13 protein-coding genes are annotated in these 16,000 nt (G+C 35.2%); 9 read left to right on the top strand and 4 right to left on the bottom strand.

All coding sequences use genetic code 11. The annotated features are described in order from the left end of the window. Positions 1 to 118: 118 nt before the first annotated feature. Positions 119 to 1,345: an aminotransferase class I/II-fold pyridoxal phosphate-dependent enzyme gene (locus ASG22_RS09505; protein WP_055983356.1), complete on the top strand. Its 1,227-nt coding sequence runs from the start codon at positions 119 to 121 to the stop codon at positions 1,343 to 1,345. Positions 1,346 to 1,404: 59 nt separating this feature from the next. On the opposite strand, the gene ASG22_RS09500 is transcribed toward ASG22_RS09505, so the two are convergent. Further along, on the bottom strand, positions 1,405 to 2,409 hold the full coding sequence (locus tag ASG22_RS09500) for a glycosyltransferase (protein WP_055983354.1): 1,005 nt from the start codon (positions 2,407 to 2,409) through the stop codon (positions 1,405 to 1,407). Between the two features lie 194 nt (positions 2,410 to 2,603). Between ASG22_RS09500 and ASG22_RS09495 the strand changes: the two genes are divergently transcribed. Together ASG22_RS09495 and ASG22_RS09490 are read left to right on the top strand one after the other, a co-directional pair. Next, positions 2,604 to 3,611: an SDR family NAD(P)-dependent oxidoreductase gene (locus ASG22_RS09495; protein WP_055983352.1), complete on the top strand. Its 1,008-nt coding sequence runs from the start codon at positions 2,604 to 2,606 to the stop codon at positions 3,609 to 3,611. Positions 3,612 to 3,649: 38 nt separating this feature from the next. Then, a complete protein-coding gene (locus ASG22_RS09490) occupies positions 3,650 to 4,456 on the top strand; it encodes a helix-turn-helix domain-containing protein (RefSeq protein ID WP_055983350.1) in 807 nt (268 codons plus the stop codon). Positions 4,457 to 4,889: 433 nt separating this feature from the next. Here the strand turns inward: ASG22_RS09490 and ASG22_RS09480 are convergent, their stop codons facing one another. After that, positions 4,890 to 6,059: a class I SAM-dependent RNA methyltransferase gene (locus ASG22_RS09480; protein ID WP_055983346.1), complete on the bottom strand. Its 1,170-nt coding sequence runs from the start codon at positions 6,057 to 6,059 to the stop codon at positions 4,890 to 4,892. Between the two features lie 135 nt (positions 6,060 to 6,194). On the opposite strand from ASG22_RS09480, the gene ASG22_RS09475 reads away from it, so the two are divergent. Together ASG22_RS09475 and ASG22_RS09470 are read left to right on the top strand one after the other, a co-directional pair. Beyond that, a complete protein-coding gene (locus ASG22_RS09475; protein ID WP_055983344.1) occupies positions 6,195 to 6,920 on the top strand; it encodes a class I SAM-dependent DNA methyltransferase in 726 nt (241 codons plus the stop codon). A 276-nt stretch (positions 6,921 to 7,196) separates the two neighbouring features. Continuing rightward, positions 7,197 to 7,922 carry a ZIP family metal transporter gene (locus tag ASG22_RS09470; RefSeq protein WP_055983341.1) on the top strand — a complete coding sequence of 242 codons (726 nt, stop codon included), beginning with the start codon at positions 7,197 to 7,199 and terminating at the stop codon, positions 7,920 to 7,922. Positions 7,923 to 8,019: 97 nt separating this feature from the next. Here ASG22_RS09470 and ASG22_RS09465 read toward each other — a convergent pair whose 3' ends face one another. Together ASG22_RS09465 and ASG22_RS20980 are read right to left on the bottom strand one after the other, a co-directional pair. Further along, the gene (locus tag ASG22_RS09465; RefSeq protein WP_082504990.1) at positions 8,020 to 9,396 is read right to left on the bottom strand and encodes an OmpP1/FadL family transporter; all 1,377 of its coding nucleotides are present in this window, start codon (positions 9,394 to 9,396) and stop codon (positions 8,020 to 8,022) included. Between the two features lie 54 nt (positions 9,397 to 9,450). Then, positions 9,451 to 10,527 carry a prolyl-tRNA synthetase gene (locus tag ASG22_RS20980; protein WP_082504980.1) on the bottom strand — a complete coding sequence of 359 codons (1,077 nt, stop codon included), beginning with the start codon at positions 10,525 to 10,527 and terminating at the stop codon, positions 9,451 to 9,453. Positions 10,528 to 10,706: 179 nt separating this feature from the next. Between ASG22_RS20980 and proS the strand changes: the two genes are divergently transcribed. The 4 genes from proS (at position 10,707) to ASG22_RS09440 (ending at position 15,915) form a co-directional block, all read left to right on the top strand. Beyond that, on the top strand, positions 10,707 to 12,182 hold the full coding sequence (gene proS, locus ASG22_RS09455; RefSeq protein WP_055983335.1) for a proline--tRNA ligase: 1,476 nt from the start codon (positions 10,707 to 10,709) through the stop codon (positions 12,180 to 12,182). A gap of 130 nt (positions 12,183 to 12,312) precedes the next feature. Continuing rightward, on the top strand, positions 12,313 to 13,611 hold the full coding sequence (locus ASG22_RS09450) for an OmpA family protein (RefSeq protein WP_055983333.1): 1,299 nt from the start codon (positions 12,313 to 12,315) through the stop codon (positions 13,609 to 13,611). 114 nt (positions 13,612 to 13,725) lie between these two features. Further along, positions 13,726 to 15,066, top strand: coding sequence for an Nramp family divalent metal transporter (locus ASG22_RS09445; protein WP_055983331.1), 1,341 nt, complete (start codon positions 13,726 to 13,728; stop codon positions 15,064 to 15,066). 312 nt (positions 15,067 to 15,378) lie between these two features. Beyond that, positions 15,379 to 15,915 carry a nucleotide exchange factor GrpE gene (locus ASG22_RS09440; RefSeq protein ID WP_055983329.1) on the top strand — a complete coding sequence of 179 codons (537 nt, stop codon included), beginning with the start codon at positions 15,379 to 15,381 and terminating at the stop codon, positions 15,913 to 15,915. The last annotated feature ends 85 nt before the right edge of the window (positions 15,916 to 16,000 follow it).

Here is a 16,000-nt window from a genome sequence, read left to right as displayed (position 1 = left end):
TAACAAACTTATTTTCTATTAAATTGAATTTATACAGATTTATATTCTAAATATTCAAAATTACATTGTAATAATTATTTAAGTTATTCATATTTATAACAGAAAAATCTAAGTATATATGAAAGACTTTAATGCGGCAAATGAAATCCAGGATTTACAGTATTTTGGCGAATTTGGCGGAGTAAATCCATCCATTTCAGACAGTTCAACCTATACTTTTCTTTCTGCAAAGACGATGTTCGATACATTTGAAGGCAATGCAGACGGATGCTATTTATATTCACGACATTCTTCGCCGATGAATCTGTATCTTTCACAGGCGTTGGCAAAAATGGAAAATACAGAGACAGCAAACGTTACCGCTTCCGGAATGGGTGCGATTACCTCTGTTTTGATGCAAATCTGTAAAAGTGGAGATCACATCATTTCCAGCAGAACAATTTACGGTGGAACGTACGCTTTTATGAAAAATTTTCTTCCGCCATTTCAGATTGAAACAACTTTCGTAGGTATTAATAATTTTGAATCTATCGAAAATGCTATCAACGAAAACACTAAAATTATATATTGTGAAAGTGTGAGCAATCCGCTTTTAGAGGTAGCGGACCTGAGAAAGTTATCTGAAATCTGTAAAAAACACAACTTAAAACTGATTGTTGATAATACTTTCTCACCGCTTTCTATTTCTCCGACTTTGTTGGGAGCAGATATTGTGATTCATTCTTTAACTAAATTTATCAACGGAAGCAGCGATACGGTTGGCGGCGTTTATTGTGGAACTCAGGAATTTATTAATGATACTAAAAATGTAAACAACGGAGCGTGTATGTTATTGGGACCGACGATGGACAGTTTTCGTTCGGCAAGTATCCTTAAAAACCTGAGAACACTTCATATCAGAATGAAACAACACAGCCACAACGCTCTATTTTTAGCTGAAAGATTTGAAAAAGACGGATTAAAAGTTTCTTATCCCGGATTACCATCCCACAAAAACTATGAATTAATGAAAACGATGATGCATGAAGAATACGGATTCGGCGGATTATTAACGCTGGACGCCGGAACTACGGAGAAAGCAAACGAACTAATGGAAATGCTGCAACAGGAAAACTTGGGCTATCTCGCGGTAAGTTTAGGCTTTTACAAAACATTATTCTCTTGCTCAGGAAGCTCAACTTCTTCTGAAATACCGGAAGACGAGCGAGAAGCGATGGGAATTTCCGATGGACTGATCAGATTCTCCATAGGATTGGATCACGACATCCAACGAACTTATGAAAAGATGAGGGAATGCATGCTAAAAACAGGCATCCTCAGCCATGAAACCCTTTCTATATTCTAATTATTGTTATAAAAGCTGCCGAAATTCGACAGCTTTTATTATTTAATTTAACTTTAAAACTAATTTTTATGAAAATGTTTCGGGAAAGCATCCTCAGGTTTCATTCTGAAAATGTTTAACAAAATCCACGATTTCAAAAAGCCATATCCGTAAGAAAACATTTGGATGTAAGTTGAAATAACCGCCATTCCGGCAATGCTGATATTTTTAGTAACAATTAACGCATGGAATAAAACCATAAAAGTATACAACCCGTAGAATGCTAAAATAATTCCTCTTCCTAAAATAAAATACTCTAAAAATCCGAGAATATAACCCAACATGAATAAAGTAGGGAAAGCAAACGAAATTTTTACATAATTCGGATGTCTTTGGTTAAGAATCGGTCTTGCACAGCCAAACTGATATACTTGTTTTGAAAATTTACCAAGATCAACTCTACGTTTGTGATACACTGCAATGGTATCAAAAAAAGCTGTTGTAAAACCATTTTCCCAAAGCGTCATTGATAAATCCGGATCCTCTCCTATTCTCATCTCTGAAAAACCACCCACTTTTTCAAAAACTGCTTTTTTCACTCCCATATTGAAACTTCTGGGTTGAAATTTAGAAACCGCGTTTTTATTTCCCCGAATTCCTCCTGTTGTAAAAACAGAAGTCATGGAATAAGAAATTGCCTTTTGCATCAGATTAAAACCCTTATGCGCTTTATCTGCTCCACCAAAAGCATCACATGGAATTTCTACGATGCTGTTTTTGATATTTTCGATATAATCTTTTTCTACAATCACGTCGCTGTCTACAAAGACAAGCCATTCATTTTCGGCTCTTCTTGCTCCGTAATTTCTTGATAAACCAGGACCTGAATTATCTTTTTTGAAATATTTAATCTGTAAAAACTCTTCAAATTTGGCTATGGTAGGTTTAAGATCAATTAGGGAACCATCATCCACAATAATGATTTCAAATTCTTTATCAGTCTGTGCCGTAAGAGAATTTAAGAGTTCAAAAAGCTCGTCTTTTCGATTAAAAATAGCAACAATAATGGAAATGGTAGGTTTCAAATCTGAAAATTTTTCAAAATTACTTATTAACGGATGAATGCGCAAAGCATTTGTGATAATTTATAACTTGAGGTTGCCTAAACTTTAATTTTATGCAGATGAAATTTTAAACAAAGTAAATTGACATTTTAAACAAAATCAAAAATTCATCCTCATCATAACTTTGTCTCAAGAAATTTTAAAACAATTTAAAAATGAGACTTAATAATTTACAACAGCCAATTAACACAGAATTTAATGCTCAATCTACAGCACAGGATGTCATTAAAGGAATTGATCTTTCAGATAAAATTGCTATTATAACAGGTGGTTACGCAGGCATAGGTTTAGAAACTACAAAAACTTTGACTTCAGCAGGAGCCACTGTGATTATACCTGCAAGAGATCTTGAGAAAGCGAAGAAAAATCTTGAAGGAATTCACAATATAGAAATCGAAAAACTGGATTTAATGGATGCTAAATCGATCGATTCTTTTGCAGAAAAGTTCATTTCTTCGGGCAGAAAATTAGACTTATTAATTAACAATGCAGGCATTATGTGGGTTCCTTTGAGAAGAGACGATCGAGGAATTGAATCTCAGTTGGCAACCAATTATCTGGGTCAGTTTCATTTGACCGCAAAATTATGGAAAGCATTGAAAAAAGCCGACGGAGCGAGGGTTATTAATGTGTCATCTTATGGACATCAAATGTCACCTTTTAATTTTGATGATCCAAATTTTACACATCGAGAATATGAGACTTTACTGGGTTACGGACAGTCGAAAACGGCAAGTAATCTTTTTGCAGTTGCTTTAGATGAAAAGGCGAAAAAATTCAATGTGAGGGCTTATTCTCTGCATCCGGGTTCGGTGTACGGAACTGATTTAGGAAGAGAAGAACCGATTGATTTGTACATTCAGATGGGAACTCACGATGAAAACGGAAAAATAAAACCTGAAGTAGAAGCAAAACTAAAAACCATTCCACAAGGTGCTGCGACAACGATTTGGTGCGCTACAAGTCGGCTTTTAAATAATATCGGAGGTGTTTATTGTGAAAATTGTGATATTGCAGAAATCGATCACGGACAGATTGAGCACAGATACGATGAACCATCGACCATCAGAGGTGTTCAACCCTATTCTATCGATTCTGACAAAGCAGAGCTTCTATGGAAAGTAAGTGAAAAAATGCTGGGTTTAAAATTCAATGTGGAATAATTTGTTTTCCTTACATTTATCCTTGAAAATAACTTACCATGGATTTTCATATTAAATATATTACTCCCGACATAAAGCTTTCAACGTATGATGATAAATTATTCAAAACGGAAACTGTTTTCGAATTTCACATGTTGGTTTGGTTTATTTCGGGAGAAACAAAGATTATTCAGGCTGACAAATCTTATATTTTTAAAGCAGGAGATATTTTTCTGATTCCCAGAAATCATTTGGCGACAATCATTAATTATCCAAAAGACGGACTTCCGCATAAAGCCGTTGTGATGCATTTAACGAAAGAACGTTTGAAAGAATTTTATTCAAATATTGAAACTCCGGAGAAAAATATTCGTGATGAGATAAAAATTCACAGTTTTGAAAAACATCCTTTACTGGAAAGCTGTCTTGCTTCGTTAATTCCTTATTTCGATTTGAAAGACTCTTTCCCGGAAAATATTGCAGCATTAAAAATTACAGAAGCCATAAGTATTTTAAGGGAAATTAATAAAAATATAGATTCAGTTCTCGCCGATTTTGATGAACCCGGAAAAATAGATATAGTCAGTTTTATGGAAAAAAATTATATGTTTAATATGTCTCTTGAACGATTCGGATATTTAACAGGAAGAAGTTTATCAACTTTTAATAGAGATTTCCGGAAAATTTTTCAGACAACGCCCCAACGTTGGCTTACCCAAAAAAGGCTGGAACTGGCATTTTATCATTTAACGGAAAAGAATAAAAAACCTTCTGACGTTTTTATGGAAGTCGGTTTTGAAGATCTTTCGCATTTTTCATATGCTTTTAAAAAACAGTATGGTTTTGCGCCGTCATTGGTGAGGTAAAATATTTCAGAAATCACTTTAAGCTTCTGTTTTTATAAGAAAATTCCCGATTTGAAATAAATATAAAAAATTGTTGAAACAGAAAGCAAAATTAAAGAAAAGCTAAATAAAAACAATTTAAAAAGACTTTTAAAATAAAAAAGTCTAAGATGATATAGTATAACAAATACTACAAAAGAAATAACCAGACCAATGAAACTACAAATAATTAAAGTCTGTGTGTGATTTCCCTCTGGCAAAGGACTTTTAAATACAATAAAACAAAGAATGGAAGCAATCGCAAGAAAGCTTCCACTTGATAATTCTGTAATATATTTTGACTTTTTGTATGTTTTCTTATTCTCTGTAGAGATTGTCGAAGATTTAAAAGATAAATCCACGCTTAGTAAATCTGCCAGAAAACCTAAAACGTCAGGAAAATCAAAGGCATATTTTATTCTTCTTTATTTTCTAATTTGTGTACTTTCTTTGTTCCCTCATACATTTCATACTGCAAAAATCTTGTTTCGAGTTTCCCATTGAAAAGTTTGATCTTTCTTGACGGTCGAAGCCCGATTTTTTTCACGGCTTCCAGATCAGATGAAATCAGCCATGCAAGCGTGTTCGGATAGTGCGTTTTAAACGTATCTCCTATTTTTTTGTAAAAATCATCATCATTAATAGAAATTCTCTCGTCGTAAGGCGGGTTGAAAACCATTAATAATGGAAAAAGTTCCTTTTTAGATTCAAAGAAATCCTGTCTTACCACTTCTATTACATCTTCCATTTCAGCTGCTTCTACGTTTATCTTTGCAGCATTCAGCATTTTACCACTGATGTCGTAACCTACAATTTTTCCGGTAAATTCTCTTACACGATTGATTCTGAATTCTTTAATTTTCGCAAATAAATCGGCATCATAATTTTTCCAGTTCTGGAAAGCAAATCCTCTTCTGAAAATCTGTGCCGGAAGATCCAATGCAATCATAGCCGCTTCAATTAAAAGCGTTCCCGAACCACACATCGGATCAAGGAAATTCCCTTTTCCGTCCCAACCTGCCAGCTGCAGCATTCCACTTGCCAATACTTCATTAATAGGCGCTTCACCCTGCTCTTTTCTATATCCTCTCTTAAATAAAGCGTCCCCTGAAGAATCTAAAGAAATAGTCACCAATTCTCTGTCGATATGAAGGTGAAATTTAATATCCGGATATTTAGGCTCTACATTAGGACGTCTTTTAAATTTATCCTGAAAATAATCTACAATAGCATCTTTCATTTTCAAGGTTACGTACTGAGAATGTTTGAATGTGTCAGAATTTACCGTAGCATCAATCGCAAACGACTGATCTACGTCCATAAACTGCTCCCATTCCATTTTAAAAAGCTTATCGTAAAACTGATGCTGATTAAAAGCTTTAAACTCCTGAATCGGAACTAAAATTTTTAAAGCTGTTCTTGCAGAATAATTAATTTTATACAAAAAACCCAAATCGCCTTCACAATTTACCGCACGGTTTTTAACTTCGACATTTTTCCCGCCTAATTTTTTGATTTCTTCCGCCAAAATCTGCTCAAGGCCAAAGAAAGTCTTTATCTGAATCTGTATATTTTCTGTGTTCATAACTAATAATTAAAAAGATTAAATATTTAAAAACTAAAAGATTACGCATTCTTTTTTATCATTAATTGAATATTTCAATCTTTCAAAATTTAAAATACTTTCCTTTTACCGTGCAAATTTAGTTATTTTTGCATTATGGAATGGTTTGAATCTTGGTTTGATACACCTTACTATCACTTACTTTACAATAACAGAGATTATACGGAAGCTGAAAGCTTCATTACAAAACTGACGGCAGACCTGCATTTGGCACCTCATTCTAAAATTATAGATTTAGCCTGTGGCAAGGGAAGACATTCGGTTTTTCTTAATAAATTGGGGTATAATGTTTTAGGGCTTGATCTTTCGAGACAAAGTATAGAATTTGACAAACAGTTTGAAAATCAGTCGCTTATTTTTCAGGTTCATGATATGAGAAATCCGATTGATGCAGATCCTATGGATGCAGTTTTCAATCTTTTCACAAGTTTCGGATATTTTGATAATGAAAGTGATGATAAAAAGGTTTTTCAGTCTGTTTATAACGCTTTGAAACCGGGAGGATTTTTCGTTCTGGATTATCTTAATGAAGAATATGTAAGAAAAAATATCGTCCCTGAATCTCTTGTGAAAAGAGGTGATATCGAATTTAAGATTACTAAAAAAATTGAAGGACAACATATTGTTAAGGATATCCGTTTTGAAGATAAAGAACAGCAATTTCATTTTTTTGAAAAAGTGAAACTTCATCCTTTAGAAACCATTAATTCTTATGCTTCTGAATTTGGTTTTGAAAGAATTAAAATTTGGGGAGATTACCAACTGAATGAGTTTGATAAAGAAACTTCTTCCCGTTGTATTAATTTATTTAAGAAAAAATAAGCTGAAAGTATAAAGCGAGTTTGGAGTGGTTAGCAATATTTTTCTTTACGGTAGCGACATTAATTTCAATATTTTGTGGAATTAAATTCGGGTATTCCGGTAGCCATACTCCTCCACTTCCGTTTGTTATTTCCAGTTTATTATTAATTTTCGGAGTGCTTTTAATTATTTTTAGAAAAATTTTGTTTAATAAAACGAATTTTAGAATACATATCGCAATAACATCTGTAAATCTAATTATTGTTTTATTTTGTTTGTCACCAATTTTTATTTAACATGATTTTCATTTTACTTATATTAAGCGTCATTACCGGAGTTTTGCTTGGAAAATATTTCGGTAAAAAAGAGAAACTGGCAAAAAACCTGTTGATTTTAAGCGCTGGTTTTTTAATAACGATCTGCTTAAACGAAGTTTTCCCACAAGTTTATACTTCTGAAACTGCAGGCAATCTTGGAATTTTCGTCATTGGTGGCGTTTTGCTGCAAATGATCCTGGAAGCTTTGACAAAAGGTTTTGAACATGGGCACTTTCATCACCATAATGAAAGCAGCAATATCCTGCCAATGGCTTTAATGGTCGGGCTTTTTATTCATGCATTTATTGAAGGAATTCCTTTGGCAAATGAACATGAAATTTCACCTTATTTGTTGGGAATTGTTTTTCATAATCTGCCGATTTCATTTATTTTGGGAGCATTTTTATTTAACAGAAAAGAAGGCTCAAAAAGCAGTTCTTATCCGTCATTATTAATTGTCGCTTTATTTGCCTTGGCTTCACCGATGGGAATGTTGTTAGGGAATTATTTCAACCCTAATTTGCAGCCTTATTTCCTAGCTATCGTAGGGGGAATTTTCCTGCATATTTCTTCTGTCATTATTTTTGAAAGCAATAAAAACCACAATATTGATTGGATTAAAATCGGGTTGGTGATTGTAGGAGTTTCGCTTGCGTTGATCATGCATTTATTCCACAATCATTCTCATGCAGGGCATATTCATTAAAAGAGAGATTTACATTACATCAATTTAACTCCAATAAAAAGCTCCGAATATTTCTATTCGGAGCTCTCATTTAATCACTCATTACATCATCCGGAAATTAGAATTTCCAGCCGAATGTAAGAAAGAAATTGTTTCTGATATTCTTCACATCTGATACTGCATACGCATCGCTTGAGATCAGATTATTTGGTGAATAATACCCAGCTTCATAATTACTGTCAACCACACCATATAATAACGGGTTGCTGTATTTTGAAGTTATATTTTGATAAGAAGCATCTATATAAAATGATTTGAAATCATATCCCAAACCGAAAGACAAAGCATTTCTGTCATTAAGAATAAGGTTGCTGTACGACTGTTCTGAAGCAACTCCGTTATCTGCATATCTGTTCACCGTTAATGCATCAAAAGGACTTGAAGCATACGAATATCCTCCTCTCAATCTAAATTGCTTAATTCTATATTCTGCACCGATTTTTACTTCTGATAAATTTTTATAATTATCTTTAAAGAAGTCATTTAATTCTGTTTCTGCGTCTCCATACACTTTATACTTTGGTTTTGTTAATCCAAGGGTATAATCAACATTTAAAGAGAAACTTTTGCTTGCAATGAAAGCTGCACTTATTGTTGCTTTAAGAGGAGACGTTAATTTTCTGTTTTCGACAGCGTAATCATCTCCGTAAACAGCATCATTATAGAAATTGTAACTTCTGTCGATGTTCCAGAAAGTTGGAGTTTCTAATGCTGCTCCCACTCTAAAGTTCGGACTTAATTTCCCGATAACTCCTAATGAAGCTGAGAAACCGTTTCCTTTTTCATAGTAAGGTGTGCTTTGTTTGCTGAAATATTCTGCACTTCCGTTAGACAAAGAATTAAAAATTGCTGTGTCTGACTGATCAATTGATGAATTAAAGAAATTCAACCCAGCTCCTAAATACAAATTATTGTTATAGTTAGCTCCTACTCCAATACTTGTTTTTGATAAATAACCATATCTGTCGTAAGCGTGTCTTCCGAAAGAAGAACTGTTTGTCGCATCAAAATCGTAAATAAGATTGCTGTTACCTGGAGTTTCAATATAATTATCAATAAACTGATTTGAATAATTTACCCCAATATTGATAAATTTCCATGGAGTCTCAGTCATTAATTGGAAAGTCATTACTGCCCCCAAGTTACCAAGATCTCCTTTATTAATAGTATATCCCGTGGATGCACCTGCAAGAGATGATGTATTTTTATTACTTGTAAGAGATAATGTTCCTGAAACTTCTCCTGAGATGGCCACTCCTAACCCAGCCGGATTGGTAAGCAAAGAATTGGCATCTCCTCCAAGGGCACCATTGGAACCCGCCATTGCATTAAACTTTGCAGAACCTATATTTGGAGCATTGGAGTAAATATCTACAGTATTCCTTATGACAGAAATATCCTGAGCCTGAGCAAAAAATGCTGCAGAAATACTCATTATTACTAAAGATTTTTTTAACATTATTTTTTTGAATAGTTATTAATTTTAAAATTATCTGCCACCTCGGAAGCCTCCGCCTCCACCGCCGCCGGATCTAAATCCACCGCCGCCGCTGCTTCCTCCACCGAAGCCTCCGCCTCCTGATCTGAAACCGCCTCCGCTGTTAGAATTATTATAACCGCCATTATTTCTGAATCCACCGCTATTGCTGTCGTTTCTGAAACCACCATCGCTTCTTCTTGGCTGAGATTGTTGGTTGTAATTCGGGCTTCCCTGAGATCTTGGATTACGGAACCCGCCTTGAGGTCTTATTCCGTTCTGATCTCTGAAACCACCGTTTGGATTTCCTCTAAATCCTCCATTAGTTCCATTATTTCTGAACCCACCATTATTGCTTCCATTTCTGAAACCACCTGAATTGGTGTTGTTTCTTCTGAATCCATTAGAACTTGTTATACCGTATCTGTTGGCAAATCCACCATTGTAAGAATTAATTCCTCTTCCGTTGGCATTGCTTCTTCTATTGATTGGTCCGTAATAATTACCACCCCAGTATCCGCCGCCATAATATCCTCCATATGGATAACCGTAGCCCCAGTATGGATTGTATCCACCCCAGCCCCAAGGAGAGTAGCCCCAGCCCATATTCCAGCCGCCGCCCCAACCCCATGAGCCTCCCCATGAAAATCCAAGACCCCAGCCGTAACCGCCATAACCACCCCAGCCCCAATACGGGCTGTAGCCACCATACATACCGCCCCAACCCCAAGGAGATCCCCATCCCCATGAGTTATCGTAGTAATTGGTTTGGTTTCCTGCGTAATTTCCCCAATCAGAATCGGTTGCTGTAGAGTTTGTGTTCCAAGAATAGTTATTCCAGTCATCATATCTTCCCTCTCTGGAATTAGCTTCAGCATTTTGAACAACGCTAGAATAATCGTCCTGATAATAGTTGTAGTCTTCTCCTACTCTGTTTCCACGATCATTGATAATTACACCTTCCGGTAGTGTATCTTTATTAGGATCATAGTATACCCCATCAGTCTCGCTGTAACCACCCATTTGAGCGCCGCAAGACACAAGCAGCAATCCGCCTGATATGGCTAAAATCCCTTTGGATTTTAACATACTAAGCAAATTTTTATGTATATTTCTTTTCATGATAACGTAAAGATTTTTAATTTAAATTATATTTGCAATCTGTACCAAAAATGTACCAATTAGAGGGTACAAAAATCTATCAAAAATAGATTTTTATTTTTAGATAACAATAATTGGAATAAGTTAAAAATATTAAAAAAAAATTAATGGCAAAATTAACCTCAAGAAGCGAAGATTACAGCAAATGGTATAATGAGTTGGTGGTAAAAGCCGACTTAGCTGAAAACTCAGGAGTAAGAGGATGCATGGTGATTAAACCTTATGGTTATGCAATCTGGGAGAAAATGCGTGATGAAATGGATAAAAAATTCAAAGAGACAGGTCACGTTAATGCTTATTTCCCGCTTTTTGTACCCAAAAGCTTATTTGAGGCTGAGGAAAAAAATGCTGCCGGTTTTGCTAAAGAATGTGCGGTTGTTACCCATTACAGGTTAAAAACCGATCCAAATAATCCGGCAAAACTTATTGTAGATCCAGATGCTAAACTGGAAGAAGAATTAATCGTTCGTCCCACTTCAGAAGCAATTATCTGGAGCACCTATAAAAACTGGATTCAGTCTTACAGAGATTTACCTATATTAATTAACCAGTGGGCAAACGTTGTTCGTTGGGAAATGAGAACGCGTTTATTTTTAAGAACAGCAGAATTTTTATGGCAGGAGGGTCACACGGCTCACGCTACAAAAGATGAAGCAGTAGAAGAAGCTGAAAAAATGAACAAAGTCTATGCAGATTTTGCAGAAAACTTTATGGCAATGCCAGTCGTTCAGGGGGTAAAAACGCCATCTGAAAGATTTGCAGGAGCTGATGAAACGTACTGTATCGAAGCATTAATGCAGGACGGAAAAGCTTTACAAGCAGGTACTTCTCACTTTTTAGGACAGAATTTTGCAAAAGCTTTTGATGTAAAATTCACCAATAAAGAAGGAAAAATCGAACACGCATGGGCAACATCTTGGGGAACTTCTACCCGTTTGATGGGAGCTTTAATTATGACCCATTCAGACGATTTAGGATTAGTATTACCTCCGACTTTAGCACCGATTCAGGTGGTGATTGTTCCTATTTTTAAAGGAGAAGAGCAATTGGCAGAAATCAGTGAAGTAGCTTTGGATATTCAGGCAAAATTGAGAGCAAAAGGAATTTCTGTGAAATTCGATAATGATACTCAAAACAAACCGGGATGGAAATTCGCTGAATACGAATTGAAAGGTGTTCCTGTAAGAATTGCAATGGGACCAAGAGATTTAGAAAACAAATCGGTAGAAATTGCCAGAAGAGATAATTTAACAAAAGAAGTTCGTTCTATTGAAGGGTTGGATTCTTATATTGAAGAATTATTGAAAACTATTCAGACAGATTTATATAATAAAGCTGCAAACTACAGAAAAGACAACATTACGAAAGTTGACACTTATGAAGAGTTTAAAAAAGTGTTAGAAGAAAAAGGCGGGTTCATCTATGCACATTGGGACGGAACTGCTGAAGAAGAAGAGCAAATTAAGGACGAAACAAAAGCAACTATCAGATGTATTCCTTTGGATGATGATATTGAAGAAGGCGTTTCTTTAATTTCCGGGAAACCATCTGCGAGACGAGTTTTATTCGCAAAAGCTTATTAAAAGTTAAAATAAAATAATTATTAAATCTGTAAAAATTCTTGAAATTTTTGCAGATTTTTTTTTGAAAATAACATTTGGACTGTTTTTTGTTTAAATTTACTTCAACATTAATCTTAAAAAACAATTTATTATGTCTTTAAACGTTATTGATTTAATTAAAGGGCAGTTAGGTCCCAATTTAGTATCTCAGGCTGCTTCTCAGCTTGGAGAAAGTGAGTCTGGTATTTCAAAAGCAATTGGAGGATTATTGCCTGTAGTTGTGGGAGGATTAGCCAACAATCATAACAATCCGGCTGTTTTAGATGCTGTTTCCGATGCATCTTCAAGTGGAGTTTTGGGTAATTTATTAGGAAGTTCTTCTAATAATTCCTTTATCTCTAATTTATTGTCAACAATTTTTGGTGATAAATTAAACGGATTGATTAGTTCTATTGCGACGTATGCAGGAATAAGCAACAATTCCTCAAGCTCTTTATTAAATTTAGTTACAGCAGCTACTTTAGGTTCAGTTGGAAAATATGCTGCCGATAATAATTTGGATAAATCAGGAATTTCAAATTTGCTGAATGACCAAAAAAGTGTTGTGTCAGGTTTACTACCTGCAGGGCTTAGTTTAGCTTCCCTGAACATGGGCGATTGGGATGCAAGGTATAAGTTTGATAATGACGGAGATGCTATCCAAATGCCGTCTGAAGAAGAACCTAAAGTACAGGTCACTAGAAGTACAGCACCAAACGGGACATTCCCTGAAAGAAATAATGATAGCGGCGGGTCTATCTGGAAGTGGCTTCTTCCTCTTCTATTATTAATTGCCGCAGGATATTTTATCTGGAAACAATGTGAGAAAAAAGAGACGACAATCACTACAACAGTAACAGATTCCGGTACGGTTGTAACAGATACGGTGAATTCAGTTTCGTCCGCAGATACAACAGCTGCCCCGGCAGTTGCAAAAGTGGATGAAAACATAGACCTGAATGGAACTACACTGAAAGGATACAAAGGAGGAATGGAAGATATGATGATTACTTTTCTAAAATCCGGAAGTTATAAAAATGCAGCCAACGATGCCGCTCTGAAAGATACCTGGTATGATTTTGACCATGTAAATTTTAAATCCGGAAAAGGAAATGAATTAGAAGCAGGTTCTGAAGGACAACTTCAAAATTTAGTAGCAATTTTAAAAGCTTATCCTGAGGCTAAGATCAAAATTGGCGGATATACAGATAAAACAGGAAATGAATCTCTTAATTTAAAAATTTCTAAAGAAAGAGCAAATTATATTAAAGACTGGCTTGGAAAACAAGGCGTAGGAGCCCAGGTTTTAGAAGCAGAAGGATACGGAAGCCAGTTTGCTAAAGTTGATGCAAAAGCTTCTGATGAAGAAAGAAAAACTGATAGAAAAATGTCTGTGAGATTTGCAAAATAATCTTCAAAATTGATAAAAAATAAAATTCCGGAAATTCGTTTTCGGGATTTTTTTGTGACTAATAGTTTACTATTCCATTTATTTAATTAAATTTGTTAGTCATTTCTAACAATTATGAATCTCAATTTAAAAGACGCCTGGCGTAAAGATAAAACCTCTCACTCGTTATCCGAAGTATATTCTTCAGTAAAAGTTCCTAAAAACGGAAGCTTTTGGAGAAAATATCTTGCGTTTGCCGGCCCGGGACTGATGGTTGCCGTAGGATATATGGATCCTGGAAACTGGGCGACCGATATTGCCGGAGGTGCACAATTCGGATATACGCTGCTTTCTGTAATTTTAATTTCCAATATCTTCGCAATGGTTTTGCAGCATTTGTCTGTGAAATTAGGTGTTGTTGCAGAAAGAGATTTGGCTCAGGCCTGTAGAGATCATTTTGGTCCGAAAACCAATTTTATGCTTTGGGTTTTCTGTGAAATTGCCATTGCCGCCTGTGATCTCGCAGAAGTTATCGGCTCCGCGATTGCATTAAATTTACTTTTTCATATTCCTCTGACTTGGGGAATTGTTATAACCACGGTAGATGTTCTATTTATACTTCTTTTACAAGCAAAAGGATTCCGATGGATTGAAAGTATTGTTGGCGGATTAATTTTCATTATTCTTGCTTGTTTTGCCTATGAATTGGTTATTTCTAAACCGGCTATTAATGAATTATTGGGCGGATTGGTTCCACAAAAGGAAATTATTCAGAATCCTGCAATGCTCTACATTGCGATTGGAATTTTGGGAGCAACAGTAATGCCTCACAACCTTTACTTGCACAGCAGCATTGTGCAGACCAGAGATTACGAACGCAATAGAGAAGGTAAAAAGGAAGCGATAAAATTTGCGACTTTAGACAGTACGGTTTCTTTGATGCTGGCATTTTTCATTAATGCTGCCATTTTGATCTTAGCCGCTGCTACTTTCCATGTAACAGGAAATAAACACGTTGCAGATATTCATGATGCATATAAAATGTTAACCCCGATTTTAGGGGCTTCGATGGCAAGTATTGCTTTTGCAATTGCTTTATTAGCTTCAGGGCAAAACTCAACTTTAACAGGAACTCTCGCCGGGCAAATCATAATGGAAGGCTTCTTAAACATCAGATTAAAACCTTGGCTAAGACGTTTAATAACAAGATTAATTGCCGTAATTCCGGCTTTAATTGTTGCGATTCTTTACGGAGAAGAAGGTACAACGGAATTATTGGTTTTGAGCCAGGTAATTCTATCGATGCAGTTGAGTTTTGCGGTGGTTCCGTTGGTGATGTTTACAAGTGACAAGGCGAAAATGGGAGAATTCGTCAATAAACCTTTCATGAAAATCTGTGTCTGGATGATCTCGTTTATCATTATTATTTTAAATCTTTATCTTTTGTATCAGACGTTTTTTGGAGAAGGAATGTAAAAGTTACTTTTATCTTTTAGGAGCTATTTCCCGCTTTCCGTTGCAATCTTTTTTTTCAAAAAAGGATTTTCACTGCAATCGGGGCTAGGCTGCAGTTTTACTTTCAACGACATATCAACACAGCGAAAATTCCCCTTGAATGAAGGGGTGGATTTTTGCGAAAGTAAAAAGACGGGTAGTTTAAACAAAATAAGAACAAGAAATATTCAGCACGCAATTATCGACTATAACTCATAACAAAATCTGCCGAAATGTCCAGATTTTTTCTTTGGCAAAATGTTTGTCAATAAAAAGGAAATTAAAGATTGAATTATGGAAAATCAGGATATTAACGAAGAAAGCATCAATAATCAACAAGATACGAATATTCCGAACGAAACAGCAACTGAAGAAAATGTGACAGCAAAACCAACTGCCGAAGAACTTTTGGCAGAAGAAAAAGACCGTTACATCAGATTATATGCTGAGTTCGAAAACTATAAAAAAAGAACTTCAAAAGAGAAAATGGAATTCTTCCAATATGCCAATCAGGATATGATGGTTTCTATGTTGGGTGTTTTGGATGACTTCGAAAGAGCGATTAAAGAAATTGCTAAAAACGGAAATGCTTCTGATCTACAAGGTGTTGAATTAATTTACAACAAATTCAAAAGCAAACTAACTGAAAAAGGTTTAAAACCAATGGAAGTAAATGCAGGAGATACATTTAATGTAGATTTCCACGAGGCAATTACTCAAATTCCTGCTCCATCAGAAGATTTGAAAGGAAAAATCGTAGACGTAATTGAAACAGGATATACTTTAGGCGATAAAGTAATTCGTTTTGCAAAAGTAGTTACGGGTAACTAAATAATAACTGATAAATGATGAGTGGTAATTGATAGTTTCAACATCATTCTTACATATCTTTTATCATTTATCGATAATCAATTAT

It is taken from the genome of Chryseobacterium sp. Leaf405, from assembly GCF_001425355.1.
Classification (GTDB): Bacteria; Bacteroidota; Bacteroidia; order Flavobacteriales; family Weeksellaceae; genus Chryseobacterium.
Note: the sequence above shows the minus strand (reverse complement) of the source record. Positions and strands in the feature narration are given on the sequence as shown.